21 protein-coding genes are annotated in these 21,824 nt (G+C 66.6%); 17 read left to right on the forward strand and 4 right to left on the reverse strand.

Translation table 11 applies throughout. From position 1 onward, the window contains the following. Nucleotides 1-39 precede the first annotated feature (39 nt). From SHEL_RS09235 to SHEL_RS09305, 15 genes are all read left to right on the forward strand, one after another. Nucleotides 40-303 (forward strand): helix-turn-helix domain-containing protein, encoded by a 264-nt coding sequence (locus SHEL_RS09235; RefSeq protein WP_169304516.1) that lies wholly within the window; start codon nt 40-42, stop codon nt 301-303. Beyond that, complete coding sequence (locus SHEL_RS09240) at nt 290-751, forward strand: helix-turn-helix domain-containing protein (protein WP_012799005.1); 462 nt, start codon at nt 290-292, stop codon at nt 749-751. The genes SHEL_RS09235 and SHEL_RS09240 overlap by 14 nt, the downstream gene beginning before the upstream one ends. Next, on the forward strand, nt 742-1,536 hold the full coding sequence (locus SHEL_RS09245; protein ID WP_012799006.1) for an ATP-binding protein: 795 nt from the start codon (nt 742-744) through the stop codon (nt 1,534-1,536). The genes SHEL_RS09240 and SHEL_RS09245 overlap by 10 nt, the downstream gene beginning before the upstream one ends. 168 nt (nt 1,537-1,704) lie before the next feature. After that, nucleotides 1,705-2,139, forward strand: coding sequence for a hypothetical protein (locus tag SHEL_RS14475; protein WP_012799007.1), 435 nt, complete (start codon nt 1,705-1,707; stop codon nt 2,137-2,139). Between the two features lie 18 nt (nt 2,140-2,157). Then, on the forward strand, nt 2,158-2,700 hold the full coding sequence (locus SHEL_RS09255; RefSeq protein WP_012799008.1) for a hypothetical protein: 543 nt from the start codon (nt 2,158-2,160) through the stop codon (nt 2,698-2,700). Then, nucleotides 2,697-4,580, forward strand: a complete 1,884-nt coding sequence (locus SHEL_RS09260; RefSeq protein ID WP_012799009.1) for a VirD4-like conjugal transfer protein, CD1115 family — start codon at nt 2,697-2,699, stop codon at nt 4,578-4,580. The genes SHEL_RS09255 and SHEL_RS09260 overlap by 4 nt, the downstream gene beginning before the upstream one ends. Before the next feature lie 15 nt (nt 4,581-4,595). Beyond that, entirely contained in the window at nt 4,596-4,811 is a 216-nt protein-coding gene (locus SHEL_RS09265) for a hypothetical protein (protein ID WP_012799010.1), read from the forward strand. Between the two features lie 12 nt (nt 4,812-4,823). Then, complete coding sequence (locus tag SHEL_RS09270) at nt 4,824-5,246, forward strand: PrgI family protein (RefSeq protein WP_012799011.1); 423 nt, start codon at nt 4,824-4,826, stop codon at nt 5,244-5,246. A 55-nt stretch (nt 5,247-5,301) separates the two neighbouring features. Then, the gene (locus SHEL_RS09275; RefSeq protein ID WP_420542167.1) at nt 5,302-7,938 is read left to right on the forward strand and encodes a VirB4-like conjugal transfer ATPase, CD1110 family; all 2,637 of its coding nucleotides are present in this window, start codon (nt 5,302-5,304) and stop codon (nt 7,936-7,938) included. Nucleotides 7,939-8,626: 688 nt separating this feature from the next. Next, nucleotides 8,627-9,616, forward strand: coding sequence for a glucosaminidase domain-containing protein (locus tag SHEL_RS15750; RefSeq protein ID WP_269471195.1), 990 nt, complete (start codon nt 8,627-8,629; stop codon nt 9,614-9,616). A gap of 97 nt (nt 9,617-9,713) precedes the next feature. Beyond that, complete coding sequence (locus tag SHEL_RS09285; RefSeq protein ID WP_126513796.1) at nt 9,714-10,340, forward strand: hypothetical protein; 627 nt, start codon at nt 9,714-9,716, stop codon at nt 10,338-10,340. A gap of 2 nt (nt 10,341-10,342) precedes the next feature. Next, nucleotides 10,343-11,341, forward strand: a complete 999-nt coding sequence (locus SHEL_RS09290) for a VirB6/TrbL-like conjugal transfer protein, CD1112 family (protein ID WP_012799015.1) — start codon at nt 10,343-10,345, stop codon at nt 11,339-11,341. A 97-nt stretch (nt 11,342-11,438) separates the two neighbouring features. Continuing rightward, nucleotides 11,439-11,945, forward strand: a complete 507-nt coding sequence (locus tag SHEL_RS09295) for a hypothetical protein (RefSeq protein WP_012799016.1) — start codon at nt 11,439-11,441, stop codon at nt 11,943-11,945. Between the two features lie 6 nt (nt 11,946-11,951). Continuing rightward, on the forward strand, nt 11,952-15,752 hold the full coding sequence (locus SHEL_RS09300) for a VaFE repeat-containing surface-anchored protein (RefSeq protein ID WP_012799017.1): 3,801 nt from the start codon (nt 11,952-11,954) through the stop codon (nt 15,750-15,752). 111 nt (nt 15,753-15,863) lie between these two features. Next, nucleotides 15,864-16,751 (forward strand): abortive infection family protein, encoded by an 888-nt coding sequence (locus SHEL_RS09305; protein WP_012799018.1) that lies wholly within the window; start codon nt 15,864-15,866, stop codon nt 16,749-16,751. A 4-nt stretch (nt 16,752-16,755) separates the two neighbouring features. Here the strand turns inward: SHEL_RS09305 and SHEL_RS09310 are convergent, their stop codons facing one another. The 4 genes from SHEL_RS09310 to SHEL_RS09325 all read right to left on the reverse strand — a co-directional run bounded on the left by SHEL_RS09310 (nt 16,756) and on the right by SHEL_RS09325 (nt 19,433). Beyond that, a complete protein-coding gene (locus SHEL_RS09310; protein WP_012799019.1) occupies nt 16,756-17,055 on the reverse strand; it encodes a hypothetical protein in 300 nt (99 codons plus the stop codon). Nucleotides 17,056-17,226: 171 nt separating this feature from the next. Continuing rightward, nucleotides 17,227-17,787, reverse strand: a complete 561-nt coding sequence (locus SHEL_RS09315) for a Mic1 family protein (RefSeq protein ID WP_012799020.1) — start codon at nt 17,785-17,787, stop codon at nt 17,227-17,229. A 1-nt stretch (nt 17,788) separates the two neighbouring features. Further along, nucleotides 17,789-19,018, reverse strand: coding sequence for a relaxase/mobilization nuclease domain-containing protein (locus tag SHEL_RS09320; RefSeq protein WP_012799021.1), 1,230 nt, complete (start codon nt 19,016-19,018; stop codon nt 17,789-17,791). Nucleotides 19,019-19,022: 4 nt separating this feature from the next. Further along, the gene (locus SHEL_RS09325) at nt 19,023-19,433 is read right to left on the reverse strand and encodes a hypothetical protein (RefSeq protein WP_012799022.1); all 411 of its coding nucleotides are present in this window, start codon (nt 19,431-19,433) and stop codon (nt 19,023-19,025) included. 424 nt (nt 19,434-19,857) lie between these two features. On the opposite strand from SHEL_RS09325, the gene SHEL_RS09330 reads away from it, so the two are divergent. Continuing rightward, a complete protein-coding gene (locus SHEL_RS09330) occupies nt 19,858-20,061 on the forward strand; it encodes a hypothetical protein (RefSeq protein ID WP_012799023.1) in 204 nt (67 codons plus the stop codon). 1 nt (nt 20,062) lies between these two features. After that, a complete protein-coding gene (locus tag SHEL_RS09335) occupies nt 20,063-21,823 on the forward strand; it encodes a type I restriction-modification system subunit M (RefSeq protein WP_012799024.1) in 1,761 nt (586 codons plus the stop codon). Nucleotide 21,824 lies beyond the last annotated feature (1 nt).

Below are 21,824 nucleotides of genomic sequence, written 5' to 3' on the forward strand. Positions count from 1 at the left end.
GCAGGAGAACCAACGAGCAACAGGAGGAGTGAGACGGCGATGACGAACAACAAACACACGACGCCGCAAATTCCGATGAAGGACTTCTACACGGTGCAGGACGTAGCGATTCTGCTGGGCACCGGAGTCAACCGTGTCAGGGAACTTGCGAACAGGAAGGTCGACCCGCTTCCCTTCAGGTGCTTCGCGGGCATAGCGAGGGGCATGTTCATCAACAGGATCGACCTCGCCGACTGGGTCAAGCGCAACACAACGCTCGTGAGCGAGCGGAAGGCCAGGGACCCCGGAAATGGCAAGCGATGACGAGGGCGCCAGGGGCCAGGAGTTCGTCGTGGCGCACCGCTTCATGTGGCGCGACTACGGCCTGTCGGGCGTGACGCTGCTGGTCTACGCGCGCATATACGGCTTCTGCCGCGACGGCGGCGAGTTCTACGAGTCCAGGGCGGCCACGGCCGACTTCCTGGGCACGACGCCGCGCACCGTGACGCGGGCAATCGACGAGCTCCTGGTGGCCGGCGTGATACGTGAAGCGGGGTTCCACGAGACACCCGCTGGCAGGCGGACGAGGTGCTACCGCCTCGCGGAGCCGCGCGGCGATTCCCATGACGATATGTCGGGTGACGAACCGTCGCATGACGAGATGTCACCCGACATCCCGTCACCCCTTCACGGCCTCAACCCTGACGGATCGTCAGGTCTACCCGTGACGGGATGTCACCCAATAAGAAAGGTGGATAACAAATGGTTCTGAAAGGAAAGGCCGGCGACGGGCTCGTGACGCCTGAGGAGGCGCGGGCGGCCGGCCTCTCCTTCGACGACCCGCCCGAGCCTAAGTGCCGGTTCTGCGGCCGAGGGCTAGAGCCTCTTGGCGTCGTGCTGCTCGGGCAGGTGCGCTGGGTCTCCCACGAAGCGTGCGGATGCGAGGGCGAGCTCGCGGAGCAGGCGGAGCGCGAGCGCCGCGAGCGCGAGGAGGCCGAAGCCGCCATGGCGCGCCGCGTGGCCGAATCGGGCATCAAGAAGCGCTTCAGGAGCGCTCAGACCTCCATCCCGGCCGCCGTGTCGTACCTCGGCCGCTTCGGGGACATACAGGGCCGGGGGCTCTACTTCCGCGGGGGCGTCGGGGCGGGAAAGACCACGGCGGCATCCGCCATCGCACGCGCGCTCGTCTACACGGGCTACTCGGTGATCGTCACGACGACGCTGGAGATGCTCGACTCGATCCAGGACACGTACGGGACCGGGTCCAAGAGCGCGGAGGGCGTGGGACGATACGGGCGATGCGACCTCCTCGTGCTCGACGACCTCGGCAAGGAGGGCGCGAACAGCTGGGCGATGACGACGCTCTTCCAGGTGGTGAACCGCCGCTACGAGGAGATGCTGCCCACCATCGTCACCTCGCAGTACGGCATCGAGGAGATCGAGCGCCGCCTCGCCCGCGGCGGCGAGCGCGAGACCGCCGCCGCAATAGCCTCGCGGCTGCGAGAGACGTGCGAGGTCGTCGACCTCGGGAACCGCGACCGCAGACGCCGAGGATAGCGGGTCGGTGGCCCCAAGTGGCCCCAGGTGGCTTGGGCCCCGACGCCGCGAGCAGCGGCCGCGAACTGCGCGTATAAACGCCCCAGCGGGCCGCCGGAGGCGAAAACACGAACCCTGAAACGATGGCCGTCGCGGCCCGCGCAATCCGTTAGACACGAAGGAGGCACGATGCTGCCCGGTTCCAGGGAAACGCTCTTTAGTGCGATCAGGGAGAACCCGTGGATCGCCGAGAAGGCCGACGTGCGCAGGATCCATGAGGCCGTCGGGCCCAAGGGCCTGAAGAAGCTCCTGCACGACCGCTGCGAGACCGGCGACTGCGCCGTGCTCGACGACGTCGCTTTCGCGAAGCAGTCCGCCGGAGAGCTCTGGCTCGCCCTCAAGCGCGACGGCGACACATGGCACGGCTTCGAGTCGATGCCCGCCGCGCGCATCGCCGAGGAGGACCCGGCCCGCTTCGACGCGCTGGTCGAATCCATGAGGTACGCGACCCCCGAGCAGTGCAGGCGCCTCCAGTACAGGCCGCTATCCGACAGGTCGGAGTTCGCGCGCGCCGCCGCCGACCGCGGCGGCGAGGCCAGGTCCCTGCCCGGCGAAGCGCGCTAGGGACCGGGAGGCACAGCCATGGCAAGCGACTTCGGCGACGAGTCCGGCGAGAAGATGCTCGACTCCAACGCGCGCATCGTGGAGAGATGGGGCGAGAGCGCCCTGAGGCGTCGCGCCTGGGAACTCAAGGGCGCCTGCGAGCAGGCGTCGGAGCAGGCGGAAACCGCAGCGAGCGCAATCGAAGTAAGCGACGAGGATCCCGCGCCCGCATGGGCCAGACTCGACATGTCCGAGTTCAAGGACGCGGGCGACTGGGAGGAAACCAGGCCGCGGATCGAGGAGGCGCTCCGCGCGCACCGCATCGAGCCCGTGTGGCTCGACGACGCCGAGGCCGGCCGCACCGAGCTGCTCTTCCGCATCGAGGACGCCAGGCAGGTTTCCGACGCCTTCGACGAGCTGGGAGACAGAATCGGCCGCGATGCCCCGCACCCCATAGATGACCGCCCGCTCGACGAGCGCGCCAGGCAGGCAAGGCAGGCCTCCGAGGCGTTAGAGGCGAACCGCGCCGCGTCACGCGAGCGCGAGATCGGCGAGGTCGCCCGAGAGGTCGGGACGCGATGAGCGCCCGCCCATCCGGCACCGTAGCCGCAACAGTGCTGTCCGTCGCCGCGTTCGCCGCGGCCGACGCGTACGCCGCGTGCCTCATGTCGCTTCCCGGAAACGCCGCCATGAACCTCATGGCCGCGGTGGAGGCCCTCCCCGCATACATAGCCTCACACGGCCTCTCGACCGAGCCCGCCGCGCTGGCCACGGGGCTCGTGGCCGCCTGCGCGGTCTGGGTCGCGTGGGCCTACGCCATCAGCCACGGGCGCGCGGAGAGGAGCGGCGAGGAGCACGGGTCTGCCAGGTGGGGCACCCGCCGCGAGGGGCGCAGGTTCATGGACCTCAAGGACCCCCGGAACAACCTCATACTCACCGAGCACTACGGCATGGCCATGAGCAGGCCCGACCACGACAGGCGCTACGAGCGCAACCGAAACGTGCTCGTCATCGGCGGCTCCGGGTCCGGCAAGACCCGCGGCTACGTGGAGCCCAACATCATGCAGATGAACGCGAGCTACCTCGTCACCGACCCCAAGGGCGAGACTCTGCCCAGGATGGGCCGGATGCTCGAGGCCAACGGCTACGAGGTCGCGTCGTTCAACACCGTCGACTTCTCGGCGTCGATGCACTACAACCCGCTCGCATACATAAAGGACGAGGCCGACATCCTCGAGTTCGTCACCTGCCTCATCGAGAACACCACCTGCGAGGGACGCCAGGCGCAGGACCCGTTCTGGGAGAACGCGGAGCGGCTGCTCTACGTGGCGCTCATCGGCTACCTCGTGTACCACTGCCCGGCGCGGGACCGGTCGCTGTCGGGCCTGGTGACGCTGCTGTCGCTCGCGAAGGCAAAGGAGTCCGATGAGGACTTCAAGAGCCCGCTCGACCTGCTCTTCGAAGAGATCGAGACGGGAGTGCGGCTCGTGGCCGACGACTCGGCCGGCGAGGCGGGCTTCGACCCCGCGAGGCGGGGGTCCTTCTCCCCTAGCGGGGCGGGCGTGAGGCGCGTGAGGGTCGCGGATCCCGTCGACGTCGACTCGGACTTCTGCCTGCTGCACTACAAGATGTTCAAGGACGCCGCCGGCAAGACCCTGAAGTCAATCCTCGTGTCGTGCAACACGCGCATGGAGCCCTTCGCCATCCCGCAGGTGCGCGAGCTCGTCTCCTACGACGAGATGGCGCTCGACCGGCTCGGCGACCCCGGTGCGAAACGCGCCGTCTTCGCCGTGATGTCGGACACCTCCAGCCTCTACTCGTTCCTGTTCGCCATCATGCTCTGGCAGACCATGAACATGCTCTGCGAGCGGGCGCTCAAGGAGTACGGGGGCTCGCTTCCGACGCCGGTGCACCTCGTGCTCGACGAGTTCGCCAACATCGGCAAGCTCCCCGACGTGGAGCGCATGGTGGCGGTCATCCGCAGCCGCAACATCTCGATGTCGGTGATTCTGCAGTCCATGAGCCAGCTCAAGGCCCGCTACGAGGACGACTCCGCGACCATCGTCGACTGCTGCGACACGACGCTCTTCCTGGGAGGCAAGTCCACCGAGACAGTCAAGGAGATCTCCGAGACGGTCGGCAAGGAGACCGTGGGCACCGTCACCTGGAGCGAGAGCCGCGGCGCCATGCCCTCGTCCACCCGCAACTGGAACACCATCGAGCGCGACCTGGTGCAGGGCGCCGAGGTCGCCAAGCTGCCGCGCGACGAGGCCATCGTCCTCATCACCGGCACCGACCCCCTCAAAGACAAGAAGTACGACATCGCATCGCACCCCATGTGGCCGCAGGCGTACCCAGGGCATCCGGGCGCGCTCTTCTCGGAGCCCTACGACTTCGCGGCGCGCCTGCGGGAGATGCGCGAGGGACGTGAAGACGGCGGCGGTGCCGCCTCGGACGCATAGAGAGAAAGGGAACGAATGCTTCAGAACATCATCAGCCTCGTGTCGGGGTGCGTCACCTTCCTAGGCGGCTTCCTCATCGTGTGGGGAGCCGTGAGCCTGGGCCTGGCCATCCGCGAGCAGCAGGGCGGCGCGCAGATCGCGAGCGCCATCTCGACCATCGCGGGCGGCGCGATCATCGTCGCCGCGGCGGTCTACTTCGGCATGCTCGACACCTCCTGGCTCCCGGCGTAAGGGGGCGCGCAGATGCTCAGCGTGACCGTCCACAAGGACATCGGCGAGTACACGGAGAAGGTCGTCGGCAAGCTCTCCGCCCGCACGCTCGCGTGCACGGCCGGGGGGCTCGCCGCCTCGGTCGGCGCCGCCGCCGCGGTCCACCTCGGCCTCGGCGTCGAGGTGGCCGACGCGACGCTGCCCGTCATGGCGGCGTCCATGCCGTTCTGGCTCATGGGCTTCTGGCGCCCGAAGGGGCTGAAGGCCGAGGAGTACGTGCCCATGAGGCTCTCGCACGCGCTCTCCGACGGCGTGCTCGCATACGAGACCGGGGGCGGCCTCATGGCGGCCGTGCTCCCCGCAGAAAGACCTAGGCCGGACAGGCGCGCGAGGCGCGCCGCGAGGAGGAAGGGGGCCGAGATTGCTGAACCCTCTAGGCAAGAAGGCGAAGAATAAGGTCGACAACGCTGAGGCGCCCGCGAGGCGCAGGCCGCGGTCGGTGGAGAGGCGCATCCGCGAGCAGGAGAAGCAGCTCACGGACCAGACGGCCGCGCAGAGGCGCAAGAGGCGCGCCGCGCGCGACGTCTACTCGGCCGTCGGGTTCGACCTCATGTACAAGGACGGCATCTGCCAGGTCGAGGAGGGCCTCTTCTCCCAGACCATCGCCTTCGACGACATCAGCTACCAGTCCGCGCGCGAGGAGAGCCAGCAGGCCATCTTCAGCGGGTGGTGCCAGCTGTTCGACTACTTCGGCGCGGAGACCTGCGTGCAGCTCACCGTGACCAACACCCCCATACCGGCGTCCGAGATCGGGCGCATGAGGTTCTTCGAGGAGGGCGCCCCGGAGACGGCGGAGTACGCCCGCGAGTACAACCGGATCCTCAACGACAAAATGCGCGAGGGCGTCTCCAACCTCGTGCGCGAGCGCTACCTGACCTTCAGCACGCTCGCGCCCGATGTCGACGCCGCGGTGCCCAAGCTCGCCCGCATGCGCTCCGACGCCATGCAGACGCTGAACAAGATCCGCAGCTCCGCGAGGCCGCTTAGCGGCGAGGAGAGGCTGCGCGCCATCCACAGCCAGCTCAGGCCCGGCAAGCCCTTCAGCTTCTCCTGGGACGCCGTGGGCGCGACGCGCGGCCTGACCGCGAAGGACCTCGTGTGCCCGATGTCGCTCGACTTCAAGCCGGAGGGCTCCGGCACCTGCTACAGGAGCGAGGGCGTCTGGTGCCAGGTGCTCTCCCTGCACCGGTTCGGGAGCGAGCTTTCCGACCGCTGCCTCGCCGAGATCATCGACCTGCCCATACCGCTCAACGTGACGCTGCACGTGCAGGCCATGGACAAGGCCAAGGCCGTCGCCTACGTGAAGAAGCGCCTGGCGTGGATGGACAAGGAGATCATCGACGAGCAGATGGGCGCCGTGAAGAAGGGCTACGACTTCCAGATCCTGCCCAGCGAGCTCAAGTACTCCAAGGAGGAGGCCGAGGACCTGCTCGACCACCTGCAGAACAAGAACCAGCGCCTGTTCGTCTACACGGGGCTCGTGTTCACCTACGCCCCGACGCGCGAGGAGCTCGACGACCAGGTAATGCAGATCGTCGCCACCGCCAGGCGCAACTCCATCGAGTGCGACACGCTCGACTACCGCCAGCGCGAGGGCATGAACTCGATCCTACCGCTCGGCCACAACCACGTGCAGGTGTGCCGCATGATGACGACCGCGCAGGTCGCCATCCAGATGCCCTTCGCGACCCAGGAGCTCGCCCAGGAGGGCGGCGGCTACTACGGCCAGAACAAGCAGAGCTCCAACCTGGTGCTGTGCAACCGCAAGCGCCTCGCGAGCCCCATGGGCTTCGTCGCGGGCAAGCCGGGGTCGGGCAAGTCCTTCTCCGTGAAGCGCGAGATCGAGAACACGATCCTTGCGTACCCCGACGACGAGGTCATCATCCTCGACCCCGCCGGCGAGTACGCGCCAGTGGTGGAGGGCAACGGCGGCGAGTGCATCCGCTTCGCCCCCGACTCCGGCACGCACCTGAACCCCTTCGACCTCTCCGACGTGGCGCACCAGTCGACGGCGGCGCAGATGGCGTTCAAGATCGACGCGTTCCTGGCGCTCTCGTCGGCCACCATGGCGGAGGGAAGCCAGGGGCTTCCCGAGGCGGACAAGTCCATCATCAGCAGGTGCGTGGAGCTCGCGTACTCCGAGTGCGCCGACGAGGGGCGCCTGCCGCTTCTGGGCGACTTCCACCGCATCCTCTCGGAACAGCCCGAGCGCGAGGCCCGCGACATCGCGCTGCGCTACGAGCGCTACGTGAAGGGGGCGCTCTCGTTCTTCAACCACGAGTCCAACGTCACCTTCGAGAAGCGCATCACAAACATCGACTTCAAGGACCTCTCGGAGAACATGCGGGCCTTCGGCATCGTCGCCGTCCTGGAGACGGTGCGCAACCGCATGTACTACAACTTCGAGCGCGGCGTGACCACCTGGCTCTACATCGACGAGGTGCAGAGCCTGTTCGGGCACCCGGCGGTGATCACGTACTTCTCGAAGTTCTGGGCCGAGGGCCGCAAGTTCAACCTCGTCTGCACCGGCATCACGCAGAACAGCGTCTACATGCTGGAGCACGAGGAGGCCCGCAACATGGTGCTCAACTCCGACTTCATCCTGCTGCACAAGCAGTCCCCGCTCGACCGCAAGGCATGGGTCGACCTGCTGGACCTCTCCGCACAGGAGGCCGGGTACATCGACGAGTCGATACGCGCCGGCGAGGGCCTGCTCGTCGCCGGCGGCGCGCGCATCCCCATAAAAGACGACTTCCCCAAGGGCGCGCTCTACGACCTCTTCAACACCAAGCCTGAGGAGATCGCCGCAATGAAGAAGGCCTCCGAGTTCGCCGCGAGGGCGCGCGAGCGCAAGGGGTCGGCGGCCCACGCAACGCTCGCGGAGCGCTGCGCGCGGCTCGCGAGGGAGTCCGGAGGCGCCTGGCGGGGCACGGCGACCGAGCTCGCCGACGCCCTCGGCATGGCGGGCGCCAACCCCTCGAAGCTCTCCAAGGACGTCGCTGCATGCGGCCTGGAGTCCGCGGGTGCGTCCATGAGGCGCGAGGCGCGCGGAAAGCGCACGACGATCGTCATCTCCGCGACGGCGTGATCCGACCATGCCCGCGAAGGACGTCGCATACGAGACCCACGCGCCGACGCTCGCGTCCGACGCCGCATCGGCGGCAAGGGACGCGGGAGAGGCAGCGCGCACGGGCAGGACAGACGCCGTATCCGCGGGCATCGTCCGCGCGTCCGAAAGGCGCGAGTTCGGGGCGAAAACGGCCGGCAGACCGCCCGCAACTCCATCGAAACAGCAGGTCGGCGCTGCAAAGGCGTCGAAGTCAAAGCTGGATTTGACCTCAGAGGAGCAATCCAGGACGGCATTGCACAGGGCGACCGGAGCGGCATACGCGGGCGCCGCATCGGTCGCGAGGGCGGCCGACGGGACAGACGACGGCGACGAGGACGAGAGCGTCGCCTACCCGCCGTCGAGGAGGCCGGCATCGGCCAGGGCGGCGGAGCACGCGGCAGACGCCAAGGAAGCGGCAGTGGCTGATCAGCAACAAGCCGCCCGGGCCTCCGCCGCGAAGCACGCCGACAAGGCGCGGTCCGCGGGCAAGGCGGGAAAGGCCGCCAAGGCCGACCGCGAGCGAAGGAGGGCATCGGCCGCGAAGGCGCGCATGCAGTCGAGGCGGACGTGGCTCAAGGCGCGCGCGTCCCAGGAGGCGCAGGCGAAGGCAGCGGGCACCGTCGCGAAGAAGGGGGTGCGGGCCAGGCTAGCCGTCGCGGCGTCGTCGATGGCGGCGCCGGCTGCGGGCGCGCTCGCGGGGATCCTGTTCTTCGTGCTCGCCGCAATCCTCGTCTCGCAGCTCGTGAGCGCGCTGTTCGGCTTCTGGGACAACGAGGCCAGGGCCCAGGCGGTCGAGGGCCTTCCGCCCTACATAACCGCCGACATGGTCGAGGCGGCGCTCGAGTGCCAGGAGCAGTACGGCCACCCGGCCGGATGCACGCTCGCGCAGATCATCTGCGAGTCGGGCCAGGGAGACCACCTGTCGGGGCTCGCCACCCAGGACAACAACCTCTTCGGCATCAAGTGGGCGGCTAGCTTCGCCTCGTGCCCCGAGGTGTCGGGCAAGTCGTCATGGTCGACCGGCGAGGAGTACGGCGGCGAGTACGTGACCATCATGGCCGACTTCACGAGCTTCAGGTCCCACAGGGACTGCATCGTCTTCCGCTCCCGCGTGCTGCTGCAGAGCGACCGCTACGCCGGGAACGAGCTCATACAGCGAGCTATCGCCGAGCACGACTCGGACCTCATGGCCGAGGGCCTCAAGGACGCCGGCTACGCGACGAGCTCCGTCTACGTCGAGTCGCTGAAATCCGTGATGGACACGTACGGCCTGAGGCGCTTCGACGGCATGAGCGTGGAGGACTGGAAGAGCGGCACAGCCTCCGGCAACGCCGTCGTCGCCGCCGCGACGAGCCAGCTCGGCGTTCCCTACGTCTGGGGCGGCTCCACGCCGGGCGTGGGCCTGGACTGCTCGGGACTAACCCAGTGGTGCTACGCGCAGGCCGGCATCGCGATCCCGCGCACGGCCGACGCCCAGGCTGCGGCGGGCACGCACGTGCCGCTGTCCGAGGCGAGGCCCGGCGACATCCTCTGGCGCCCGGGCCACGTCGCCATCTACGCCGGAGGAGACGAGTACATACACGAGCCCCACTCGGGGGCCGTCTGCGAGAGGTCGAGCGGCATCGCGTACTTCACCTGCGCGGTCCGGTTCCGATGAGAAGGGAGAAGAGATGGACAGGAAGAACAAGGTGATGCTCGCCGCCGCGATCGGCGCCATAGTCGTCCTCGTCGCGAGCAGCGCGGTGAGATGCGCGGTGTCGAGGACGGCGGACACGGCCCCAGAGCAGCCCGCAGCCGAGCAGTCCCAGGAGGGCGACATGAGCGCCCGGGACAAGGCCATGGAGGCGCTGCGCGGCCACGCATGGCGCTCGGAGGCCGACGCGTCCGCGTCCGTCGAGTTCCGCGAGGGCAGCTTCGTCGAGACCAGGGGCGGGCAGGCAACCGTGACCGCATTCGAGGTGACGGGCTCCTCGGAGGGAGACGACTGGGCGAGCCTGGACGTCTCCTTCGTGCGCGACGGCGCCTCCGGCGACGCCGTCGTCATGCTCGAGGGGCGCGAGGGGTCGCTGCGCGTCGCGAGCGACGCCTTCGCCAACGCCGACGCCTACGTCGAGGGCAAGGCCTCGGCGGGCCCCGTGGCGGTCTCCGGCGTCACCGAGCCCTACACGTCCCTCATCGACGGCAGGACCGACGAGCTCGCGGGCGCCGTCGCCGACCACTGCCGCAAAAAGGTGCCCGCCGCGACGCGGGCGGACTTCGACGGCGAGGTCTTCGTCGACGTCAAGGGAGGACGCGTGAGCGCGACATTCACCTGCGACGACCCGGCCCGCACGATCCTCAACGTCACCTACGACGGCGCGACCTTCAAGGTGGAGGGCTAGCCGTGGGCGCGATAAGACAGGCCCTCTCCGACAGGCGCTTCGCGTACGGCTTCGCCGCGGCCGTCGTGCTCCTGACGGCCGCGCTGGCGCTGCCGGAGCCCGCGTTCGCGGGCATAGCCGAGGACATCAACGCGTGGATCTGCGGCGTGCTGCGGGACACCTGCAACTGGATCTTCAACAGCCAGGTGGACATGCTGCGCGGCATCGGCGTTGACGGCGTCCTGTCGGCCGACTTCACACAGATGCTCGGGTCCGCAGGCTCCATAACGATGTACGACGTCGTCCGCGCGGTGTGGCAGAACGCGATCCTGCCCATCGGATGCGGCGTGCTGTCGTTCGTGTTCACCGTGCAGCTCATCAAGGTGAGCCAGCGCATGGACGGAAACGCCAGCATGCCCGGCGTCAAGGAGGTCGTGTTCCTGCTGGTTTTCTTCGCGGTGTTCCTGTTCCTCGTGCAGAACAGCTTCGAGATCATGCAGGGCATCTACGGCATCGCCAAGATCGCCATCTCGCGCACGGCGGGGCTGTTCGGCACGGGAGGCGAGCTCGACCTCTCCACGGTCTCGATCGCCACCACCGACGACGACGTGGCGGCGCTGCTCGCGATGCTCGTCATCGCGCTCATCAGCTGGGTCGTCGTCATCGTCGCCTACGTGGTGGCGCTCGTCGTGAGCTGGGCGCGGGCCCTGCAGATCTACATCATGGCGGCCTTCGCGCCGATCCCGATATCGCTCCTGGCGCTCGACGAGACGCGGCAGATGGGCGTGGGCTACCTCAAGAACTTCGCGGCGGTGTGCCTGGCGGGCGTGATCATCCTCGTGCTCCTCGTGAGCTTCCCGATCGTGCTCGGGGGCCTGAACGCCGCCACCGTGGGCGTGCCCGTCGTCGACTCGGTCGTAGGGGGCCTCAGCTACGCCCTGCAGTACCTGGCCATGTGCATCCTGCTCATCATCTCGCTCGTCAAGAGCGGATCGTGGGCGCGCGACGTCATGGGCGGCTAGGGAGAGGAGGCCTGCGATGGCGAGGGGCCCATAGGGGTCCCGGCCGCCGACGGCGGCCGGCCCCATCCGTAACAAGCCAAACCGAAAGGAGGAGGAAATGGCCGACAAGGCTGAGAAGAGGAACGTCTACATCTCGCTGCACAAGCTCTACGTGCGCGAGGGCATCGAGTACGCGGACCCCGCGACCGGCGAGGCAAAGTCGTTCAACATGGCGACGCTGCCCAGGGGCACCGTCATCGACGGCAAGGACGTGAGCGGCTACCAGTTCAGCCCGCTGTACGTGAACCCGTCGAGGTTCAAGGGAGAGGACTGGCGCGACATACCGCTCCTGGCGGACCGGGAGGTGTGGCTCCAGAAATCGGTCCTCGACCCCGAGGGCAACCCCGTCATCGGCGAGGACGGGCGCCGCCAGCGCGACACCATCGTGGTGACGCCCCAGCAGATCAAGGACGCGATAGCGGAGTCGAGGCGCGCATGGCTCGCCGAGCACTCGCGCGACGACCGGGGGCTCGCCGACAGGGCGCAGCAGGCGCGGCACGCGTCCGAGGCGGCCTCGAAGGAGGCCCCCGAGCGCCCTTTGTCCCGCGACGCGGCGAGGGGGTGAGCGGCCATGAGGACAGCGGCTCGTGAGGCCTCCACCTCCAAGCTCTTCAGGGTCGTCATGGCGGCCGTGCTCGCGGTATCCATGTGCATCCCCGCAACCGCGCTGCAGGCGCAGCGCGCATTCGCGGCCTCGGACTCGCTCTCCCAGGTCACCTGGGAGGAGGCCAAGCCGCAGATCGAGCAGTACATGGGCGTGCCCTACGTGTGGGGCGGCCGCTCGACCGACGGCTGGGACTGCTCGGGCTTCGTGTCGTTCGTGATGCACGACATCTACGGCACCGACTGGCCGGGCGGCACCTGGGGCGACTCGGGCACGGGCTCGATCTACAACTACTGCGCCGACTACCAGGTGTTCTCGGGCGACTCGGCGGAGGACTACAACTCGGCGTTCGACAACGGCACCGTGAAGCCCGGCGACATCATCATCTTCCTGAACTCGCAGGTCGTGACGGTCCACGCCGCAATCGCAGGCGAGGACGCCACGGTCTACCACGCCTGGCACGAGGGCTTCGGAACCGGCAACTGCCGCTTCGACTACATGTGGGGCATCAACGGCGGGCACGGCAAGGTCTACAGCTCCTTCGTCGTCTACCGCGGCCTCACCGAGGGCGGCTACGTGACCATGGACAAGTCGTCCGCAGACGTGAAGGTCACGGGTGGCAACGCGCAGTACTCGCTCGCGGGGGCCGTCTTCGGCGTGTACCGCGACGGCGCGCAGGTGGCCACCATCACCACCGACGGGGACGGCCACGGCTCCACATCCGACAAGCTCCCGAACGGCTCCTACACCGTGAGGGAGATCGAGGCGCCGGCAGGCTACGCGCTCGACGGCCGCACGTTCCCCGTCACCGTCTCCGGCTCCGACGCCGGGGCGGAGATGGCCGAGCGGCCCGTCACCGTCACCCTCACCGTCGCGAAGTTCGACGACGGCACCGGGCGGCGTGAGGCGCAGGGCGACGCCACGCTCGACGGGGCGGTCTACGAGGCAAGCTACGCCTACGACGGTGGCACGAAGACCGTCACGGGCACGACGAGCAACGGCACCGTGACCTTCGAAGGCATCCCGCTCGGCGACGTCACCGTGCGCGAGCTTGAGGCTCCCGAGGGCTACCTTCCCGACGCCGAGAAGCACACCCTGACCGTGAGCGCCGGCATGGCCGGCCACGACCCCGTCTTCTACTACGAGCCGGCCGACGAGTTTGCGGAGACCGTCTTTCGCGGCGGCATCACCGTCGGCAAGGCCGACTCCGAGGAGTACGACCACAGGGACGGCGACTACGCCAACTACGCCCAGGGCGACGCGACCTTCGCGGGCGCCGAGTTCGCGGTCGTGAACCGCTCCGAGGGATCGATCTGGTACGACGCGAACAAGGACGGGAAGCACCAGGATTCCGAGGACTTCGCCCCCGGCGCCGAGGTGCTTCGCATGACCACCTCCTACGACGCGGCCCTCGACGCCTACGTCGCAAAGACCGGCGAGAGGGCGCTGCCGTACGGCACCTACGGGGTCGTCGAGACCAAGTCGCCCGAGGGCTACACCGAGCGCGGCAAGGTCGACGTCACCTGCGAGATCCGCGAGGACGGCCAGGTGGTGGAACTCACCCGAGACTCCGGCATCGAGAACGAGGTGATCCGCGGCGGCGTGCAAGTGGAGAAGGACGACTGGGAGCTCGGCAAGTCCGAGGCCATCGGCGGCGCGGGCCACTCCGCGCTCGACGCGCAGGGCCACCTCGGGACGTCGCTCGAGGGCATCGAGTTCACGGTCACGAACGCCTCCAGGCACGGCGTGATGCTCGACGGCGAGTACGTTGGCAAGGGCGAGGTCGCGGCGACCATCTACACGTCCTGGAACGAGGAGCTCGGCGCCTACACGGCCCAGACCGGGCCCGACGCGCTCCCGTACGGCACCTACACCATCATGGAGACGGCCACGAACGACTCATACATGCTCACCGACGGGAAGGCCCGCACCTTCGAGGTCCGCACCGACGGCGAGACCGTGACCTTCGACAAATCCGGCGCGGACCTCACGTGGCGCGACCGCGTCGTGCGCAACGACGTCCACCTGCAGAAGAAGGGCGCCGACGACTCGCACAAGTTCGCCTACGTGCCGTTCCTCATCACCAACGTCACCACGGGCGAGGCGCACGTGGCAGTGACCGACCGCAACGGGGCGCTGAACACCTCCGCCGGCTGGAACAGCCACATCCGCGACGCTAACGCCAACGACTCGCTCATCGGCAAGGAAACCATCACGGCCTCCGACGTCGACGAGTCCTGCGGCGTGTGGTTCGGCCTTGCCGAGGACGGCTCGGTCTCCGAGCCCGACGACCGGTTCGGCGCGCTGCCGTACGGCGAGTACACCATCGAGGAGCTGCGCTGCGAGTCCAACGAGGGCTACGGCCTTTGGAGCGACAGCTTCAACGTATCGCGCGACTCCACGACGACCAAGTTCGACGTCGACCTCGGCACGGTCGACGACCAGCCCGGCCCGCGCATCGGCACGACTGCGACCGACGCCGCAGACGGCGACCACGAGGCCTACGCCGGCAAGGTCGAGATCGTCGACACCGTCGCGTACCGCAACCTCGAGCCCGGACGTGAGTACACCGTCACGGGCACGCTCATGGACAAGGCCACGGGCGAGTCCGTCAAGGACGGCGGCAAAGAGGTGACCGCCAACGCGACCTTCACCGCCAAGGACGCCAACGGCACAGTAGACGTCACCTTCTCGTTCGACGCGTCCGCGCTCGCCGGCCACGACGTCGTAGCCTTCGAGACGCTCACGCATGAGGGCCGCGAGGTCGCCGTGCACGCGGAGATCGAGGACGAGGGCCAGACCGTGAGCATCGTCCCCAAGCCCGAAATCGGCACCACGGCGGTCGACGCCGACGACCTTGACCACGAGGCGGGGGCCGACTCCAAGGTCGAGATCCGCGACGTGGTGGCCTACAAGGGGCTCACCCCCGGCAAGGCCTACACCCTCACCGGCAGCCTCATGGACAAGGAGACCGGCGAGCCCGTGCAGTCCGGAAGCAAGGACGTGACCTCGACCGTGACGTTCACGCCCGAAAAGGCCGACGGGTCGGCCGCGGTGACGTTCTCGTTCGACGGCAGAGCCCTAGCGGGCCACGACGTCGTCGCATTCGAGTCGCTTAAGTCCGGTGGCGCAGAAATCGCCTCGCACATGGACATCGAGGACGGCGGCCAAACTGTCAAGCTGGTCAAGCCCGAGGAGCCGCAGAAGCCCGAAGAGCCCTCCATCGGCACCATGGCCACCGACGCCGACGACGGCGACCACGAGGCCGTCGCGGACGCAGAGGTGACCATCGTCGACGAGGTCGCCTACAAGGGCCTCACCCCCGGGGAGGAGTACACCGTCACCGGCACGCTCATGGACAAGGAGACCGGCAAAGCCGTCCAGTCGGGCGGAAAGGATGTGACAGCCACGGCCTCGTTCGTCCCCGACAAGGCGTCCGGTTCCGTGAGCCTCTCCTTCACGTTCGACGGGAGCGCCCTCAAGGGCCACGACATCGTAGCGTTCGAGACGGTCTCCAAGGACGGGGCGGAGGTCGCGGTGCATGCCGACATCGACGACGCCGGCCAGACCGTAAGCCTGGTTGAAGAGCCCGCGACGCCTTCGAGCCCGACGCCCAAGGGCAGCCTGCCCAAGACCGGCGACGCGGTGCCCTGGATCCCGCTCGCATGCCTGGCTGCCGCGGCGGCATGCGGAATCGCCATCCTCGTGTTGATGCGCAGGAAGGGCAACTGGATCGACGAGGACGATGGCGACATTATCGAAGAGTAAGCAGCGATACGGCTCCTGTTTTCTCATTGGGAGGAGGCCCGAAAGGGCCTCCTCCCAATCTTATCCAGCGTAAAATAGACGCATGCAGCAAAGGCTCGGCATTGGAGACGCATGGACGATAAACTCAACGATTTCAACCTGCTGACGCGGCGCCCGATAATCGACATCTTGATAGGAGACGCCTCTTTGGACGACGAAGATACAAAGATGCCACGGCAGTCTGGACCCATGCTGGTTGGGCTTTTGAATAAATATGGCTCTCCGACTGAATACGGTCCCGGAGGAAAGAGCCGCTGGATGTACATGGAGGACCTGCTGAAACACTGCATCGCAAATGGCACCGTGCAGGACTTGATGGCGGAGTTCTTCTCCATTGGCCATTTCGCGAATGAACTATCGGGTATGTCCGCAGATCAAGTACGCAACGAGCATAATCGAATCGCAACGCTGGCCATTGAGAGAATCAACGGCGAGCTTCTTTTCGGGAAAAAGAAGCTCGTTGTTACCGGCAAGAGCTTCGCAATCCGTGATGCGGATGCGAAAGTCACGATTGCCGCGCCTGCAATCAAGAGAATCGACCGCGAATACGTACGAGATATAGCCAAGAGAGCCTCGAACGATGTTGAAAACGGCGACTATGACAGCGCATTGACGAAGTCAAGGACGCTGCTTGAAGAGTCCTTTTGTTATGTCATCGAACTTGCCGGCGAGAATCCGGAAGCAAAAGGAGACATCGGCAAGCTGTTCAAACAGGTGAGAAACCTGTACAGCATGCACACCGGACCTGAAGTCGATGGCAGAATCAACGAAATCGTTTCAGGGCTCATCAAAGCTGTTTCAGGCATTGGAGATTTGAGGAACGCGCAAAGTGACGCCCATGGCGTTGGAGCTAAACGAATGGCGATATCCGATTACCATGCGCAGCTGGCGGTTAATGCGTCGGCAACTGTTTCAGAATTCGTGCTGCAGGTCGCAGCGAACAAACACCGATCGGCATAGCTGACTATTCTTCCGGTGGAACGTCGGGGACCTCAAACCCACAGAGGATCTTCTCCCACCATTCCCTCGACTCAACGCCCGACTCGGCAAGCATATCAAGGAGCTTCACCTTGGCCTCGGGAGGAAGCGACTCGAAGTCGGCGCGCATGGCGGCGTCGACCTTGTCGGTGCTCGCGTCCATGGCGGCCGAGATCTCCCTCATCTCCTCGAGCGTGTAGCTCTCGGGCGAGCTCGTCGCGAGGTCGCCCCTGAAGTAGGCCATCTCGTGCTCCTCCATGAGCTTCTTGTATTCGTCCTCGCGCATCGTGCACCCGCCTTTGCTTAAATCATGCCTGACAATGCTGATTATAGTGCGGGGACGCCTCTTGGGACCCGATAAGCCGGGTTTTGCAAAACCGCAGGTAGATGAGGCGCTGTAATCGATTCTAAGGCCCGTTTATCACTCGGGTCGACCCAGAACACCTTGGAAACGGGGCTAATCGTCGAAATCCTCGCCTCCATGGACGCTGGATGCGGCGATAGCCGTCTGCGCGGCCTCGATTTCGCGCCAGGTCTCGAAGGTCATGCCCATGCGCCGGCAAATCTCATCCTCCGGGTCCCCGGCGCAGCCGTCGCCCTGCAGCGCCTCGAGGTATCTGTGCGCCGAGACGGCCCTGGGGCCGAGGTCGTCGGCGGCGTCGTAGGCGCGCATGAGCGCCGCGGCGTCGACGAGGGCGCCGGCGATCCGCTCAAGCACAATCTCCCCGTCGAGGGTGAGCCGCTCGAGCATCGCGACGTCCCCGGCGTCGGCCATAAGGAAACTCCACCCGTCGCGCCGGCGGGCTACGGGAAGGCCGGCGTCGTCCACGACGCCGCGGTACTCGTCGGCCGTTTCGTGCCAGTAGGCGCGCATCCAGATGCCGCCGCCGGAAAGCGCGCCGGACCAGTCGAGCACGTAGTTGGTGAGCAGGTTGCCGCGCAGGGGCAGCGCCTCCGTGAAGTGGTCGGTGTCGAACACGTCGACCAGCCCTCCGGGATAGTAGGCCTTCACAATCATCTCATCGGTCCTCCCTCGGGGGCCTCGGCCCCCGGTCGTCGCGCCTCGGCTGCTGCGGGGGCGCGCTCCTCTGCCTCTGCTGCTCTGAGCCGCGCCTGTATGCAGGACCCGATCCGGGTCTTTGGGTCCTCACTCCGGCAGGCCTCCTTGCCGGCGGTCTCTGCGAGCGCTCGGGGAGCATTCCCGTGCGCTCGGCCACGGCCAAAACCTTCTCCCCCATCGCGGGGGAGGCCTCGGCAGCGCGCCTCAGCTCCTCCATGCTCCTGATCCTGCGGGAGTCGACGAACGAGACGGCCTCGGCGAGGTCGCGCAGCTCGTCGACGCCGCCGACCCTCAACGCATCGGCTGCAGCTGCGGCGAGGGCGCGGCCGCCGTTAGTTGCGAGCGCCGACGCGCCAGACGAGAACCGTGCGAGCAGGCGGTCCCTTCCGTAGGAGAGCCCGAGGCTCTCGCCGGATATGCGCCTCGTCGGGGCGTCGGAGAGCGAGTAGACCCAGTCGCGCCTCTGCGCCCTGGGCGAGTTGTCCGCAACGGCGACGCCCATCTCGGAGAGCAGCGACCGGAAGTCGGCCTCGTCGCGCGCCACGGCGCGGGCTATCTCGACGCGCATGCGGATGTCGGCCACCCACGAGTAGAGCCCGCGGCGGGAAAGCTCCGCCTCCGCTCGCCTCACGTAAGTCCTCTGGAGCGTGCCCCGGGGCGGGCTGGGGGCACCCTTCGGGGCATCCTTCAGGTACGACAGCCCCATCTCCTTCGCGAGTCTCTGCGCCGACCGCTTAAGGGCTCTGGGGGCGGGATCCTGAAGCCTGCGCAGGTTGCCCACGTTGGTGTTGTTCACCACGACGTGCGCGTGCGGGATGCGCCCGGCGTTGTCATCGTGGTAGACGACCGCCACCTCGAAGTCGGCGAAGTTCTCGCGCACCCAGGCCATCGTGAGGCGCCGCAGGTCGGAGAGCTCGATGCGGTCGCCGGGATCGGGAGAGAGTACGTAGTGCTTGTAGGTGCGCGCGGGCTTGCCCTTCCACGGAGTGTCGTTGCCGGCCTCCCTGCGGGTCGCGTCCATGTCGCGGGCCCAGTCGTAGGGTGCGTACTCGGGGAGGTCCTCCCCGGGCTCGAGCGCGGGCGCCGGCAGGTTCAGGTAGTCGAATGCGAGGGCGCGGCCGTCCTTTGTGAGGTAGCGGAACACGCCGCCGCAGCCCGTGTGCCCGCTTATGGGCTTGACGATGGGCACGGCGTCACTTCTTCACGTTGAACATGGCGGCCATGCGCTGAGCCTCGGCGCGAAGCACTGCGATGTCGGCGTTGGCGCAATCGACCTTCTCCTCGACGACCTGCAGCTGCTCGAGCGCGTCGGCGGCGTCGCACATGTCGCGGCGCAGGTACATGGCGATCCGGTTCAGCGCGTGCGCGATCTGGTTGTACTGGTAGCCCCACCATCGGGTCTCGCGTGCGAGCTTGCGCGCGGAAACGGCGTCGACCACGAGCACGGGGCGCGCATCGGTGCCGGCGACGTATTCGCGGGGCAGCCGGAGCAGGATGCGGACGACGTCGGACACCGTCATGTCGCACTCGTCGGCAAGCGTTTTGGCTGACGCGAGGTCTTCCTCGGTTACGCGCAGGTCTATCCGACGCGAGTGTTTCTGCATCCTGCTCCTTCGCCAGGTGGTGGGAGGTCTCAGCCGTCGCAAGGGCGACGGCCTAGGGGCGCGGGGCATCCCCCGCATGGCGTAGTCTACGACCGGAGCGAAGCGCGGGCGGAGACGGAGCGGGCCGAAGCCCCTGCAAGCCCTCGGAAGCCCTCTTACTTCCGAGGGACGTGTGATGCGCAGGGCATGAGAGGCCTTCGGCCCAAGCTCTATTGAGTGTGTTGTACACACACAATAGGCAGCTTGCTAACAACCATGAAATCCCATCAGGAGTCCCATTTGCTGTACACCCGTTTCACACCAGGGGCATAAGATGAGAATTGGAGGTGTTTACTCGGATTTGGGTGTCCTTGCGTTCCTTCGCAGGTAGCGGTTGCAGTAAAATGATTTGTATTGCAACCGTCAAGCACATGGAGGATGCGAAATGGGCTACTCGGATCTCATCGAGAAGGGCGCTTCCAAGCAAGAGCTCAAGGAGTTCTTCGCAGGGGGCGGACAGACCGCGATAACGATCCGCATTCCCGCGAACCTGCGCGACGCCTTTAAGGAGGAGGCGGAGCTCCGCGGGATGAACTTCTCCGCGTTCCTGCGCATGTGCATGATCCAAGAGCTAAGCAAGAGAGGCTAGCATGAACCATTCCGAGATTTCAAGTTTTATTTGGGGCACTGCGGACCTCCTACGCTCCAGCTTCAAGCAGCATGAATACGGCGACATCATCCTTCCCTTCACGGTGATGCGACGCTTGGACGTCGTACTAGAGCCAACCAAGCAAGCGGTGCTTGAAGCGGCTGCGAAGAAAATGCCCGACGCGCTACGAGACACGATGCTCAAGAAGGCGGCAGGGGTCGACTTCTACAACACGAGCGAGTTCACGATGCGCGGGCTCCTGTCCGACGCCGACGGCATCCGCGAGAATCTGACCAAGTACGTCACGTCTTTCTCGCCCGAGATCGCTGACATCTTCGACAAGTTCAAGATCTTCGACGTGATAAAGGACCTCGACGACAACGACCTGCTGTTCCTAGTGGTCGAGCGCTTCTGCAACCCGAGAATCGACCTCAGCCCCGCCTCCATCAGCAATGCCGACATGGGCGACATCTACGAGGAACTAATTCGGCGCTTCTCCGAGGTATCCAACGAGACGGCCGGCGAGCACTTCTCCCCGCGCGACGGCCTGCGCCTGGCGGCGGAGCTGCTGGTTGTCGGCGAGATGGATGACCTCACCCAGCCGAACCGCATCGTGAAGGTCTGCGACCCTTGCGCCGGGACCGGCGGCGCACTCACGGTGTTCGCCGACCGCGTAGCCGAGATAAACCCGCAGGCAACCGTCGTCACCTACGCACAGGAGATCAACGGACAGTCCTACGCCATTTGCAAGTCAGACACCATACTCAAGGGCGGCAACATCGCAAACGTTCACCTGGGCGATACGCTGGCGGACGACCAGATGCCCGGTGAGACGTTCGGCTACCAGATATCGAATCCGCCCTACGGCGTCGATTGGAAGAAGTCGCAGGCTGCGGTGCGCAAGGAGCACGAGCAGCTTGGCTTCGCGGGCCGCTTCGGCGCGGGCCTTCCGCGCATCTCTGACGGGCAGCTGCTCTTCGTGCAGCACATGGTCGCCAAGATGCGGCCCGTTGACGAGGGCGGTGGCCGCATCGCTGTGTTCCTCAACGGCAGCCCGCTCTTCACGGGAGCTGCCGGCTCGGGCGAGAGCGAGGTGCGCCGCTATCTCCTGCAACACGACCTGGTTGAGGCCATCGTAGCCATGCCGAACGACTTCTTCTTCAACACGGGCATCGCCACCTACATCTGGGTGCTCGACAACACCAAGGAGCCCCGCCGCAAGGGCAAGGTGCAGCTCATCAACGCGAACGGCATCTACACGAAGATGCGCAAGAGCCTGGGCAGCAAGCGCAACGAGTTCACCGACGAGCAGATTGCGCAGATCGTCGGCCTGTACAACGATTTTGAGGACGCCGACCCGAAGCTGTCCAAGGTGTTCGCGAACGAGGAGTTCGGCTACGTGACCGTCGACGTGCGCCGCCCGCAGCGCGACGAGCGAGGTGAAATCGTGCGCGACAAGAAGGGCCGCCCCGTGGCGGACAAGGAGCTCAACGATACCGAGAACATCCCTCTGACGCAGGACGTGGACGAATACATGGCCCGCGAGGTGCTGCCCTACGCGCCCGATGCCTGGATAGAGCCGCGCAAGCAGAAGAAGGGCCAGCTGCTCGAGCTCAAGGACGGCGGCACCGTCGGCTTCGAGATCCCCTTCACCAGGCACTTCTATGAGTACACGCCGCTTCGCCCCAGCTCCGAGATCTTCGCCGAGATACGCGAGCTCGAAGCGAGCATTGCTGAGAAACTCCGGAAAGCGGGGCTGTAGC

The sequence above is a fragment of the Slackia heliotrinireducens DSM 20476 genome, assembly GCF_000023885.1.
GTDB classification, from domain to species: Bacteria; Actinomycetota; Coriobacteriia; order Coriobacteriales; family Eggerthellaceae; genus Slackia; species Slackia heliotrinireducens.

Bases quoted from the DNA above. Each gene is read 5' to 3' on its own strand.
- SHEL_RS09235 (WP_169304516.1), top strand. From the start codon at position 40: ATGACGAACAACAAACACACGACGCCGCAAATTCCGATGAAGGACTTC.
- SHEL_RS09240 (WP_012799005.1), top strand. From the start codon at position 290: ATGGCAAGCGATGACGAGGGCGCCAGGGGCCAGGAGTTCGTCGTGGCG.
- SHEL_RS09245 (WP_012799006.1), top strand. From the start codon at position 742: ATGGTTCTGAAAGGAAAGGCCGGCGACGGGCTCGTGACGCCTGAGGAG.
- SHEL_RS14475 (WP_012799007.1), top strand. From the start codon at position 1,705: ATGCTGCCCGGTTCCAGGGAAACGCTCTTTAGTGCGATCAGGGAGAAC.
- SHEL_RS09255 (WP_012799008.1), top strand. From the start codon at position 2,158: ATGGCAAGCGACTTCGGCGACGAGTCCGGCGAGAAGATGCTCGACTCC.
- SHEL_RS09260 (WP_012799009.1), top strand. From the start codon at position 2,697: ATGAGCGCCCGCCCATCCGGCACCGTAGCCGCAACAGTGCTGTCCGTC.
- SHEL_RS09265 (WP_012799010.1), top strand. From the start codon at position 4,596: ATGCTTCAGAACATCATCAGCCTCGTGTCGGGGTGCGTCACCTTCCTA.
- SHEL_RS09270 (WP_012799011.1), top strand. From the start codon at position 4,824: ATGCTCAGCGTGACCGTCCACAAGGACATCGGCGAGTACACGGAGAAG.
- SHEL_RS15750 (WP_269471195.1), top strand. From the start codon at position 8,627: ATGGCGGCGCCGGCTGCGGGCGCGCTCGCGGGGATCCTGTTCTTCGTG.
- SHEL_RS09295 (WP_012799016.1), top strand. From the start codon at position 11,439: ATGGCCGACAAGGCTGAGAAGAGGAACGTCTACATCTCGCTGCACAAG.
- SHEL_RS09300 (WP_012799017.1), top strand. From the start codon at position 11,952: ATGAGGACAGCGGCTCGTGAGGCCTCCACCTCCAAGCTCTTCAGGGTC.
- SHEL_RS09305 (WP_012799018.1), top strand. From the start codon at position 15,864: ATGGACGATAAACTCAACGATTTCAACCTGCTGACGCGGCGCCCGATA.
- SHEL_RS09310 (WP_012799019.1), bottom strand. From the start codon at position 17,055: ATGCGCGAGGACGAATACAAGAAGCTCATGGAGGAGCACGAGATGGCC.
- SHEL_RS09315 (WP_012799020.1), bottom strand. From the start codon at position 17,787: ATGATTGTGAAGGCCTACTATCCCGGAGGGCTGGTCGACGTGTTCGAC.
- SHEL_RS09325 (WP_012799022.1), bottom strand. From the start codon at position 19,433: ATGCAGAAACACTCGCGTCGGATAGACCTGCGCGTAACCGAGGAAGAC.
- SHEL_RS09330 (WP_012799023.1), top strand. From the start codon at position 19,858: ATGGGCTACTCGGATCTCATCGAGAAGGGCGCTTCCAAGCAAGAGCTC.
- SHEL_RS09335 (WP_012799024.1), top strand. From the start codon at position 20,063: ATGAACCATTCCGAGATTTCAAGTTTTATTTGGGGCACTGCGGACCTC.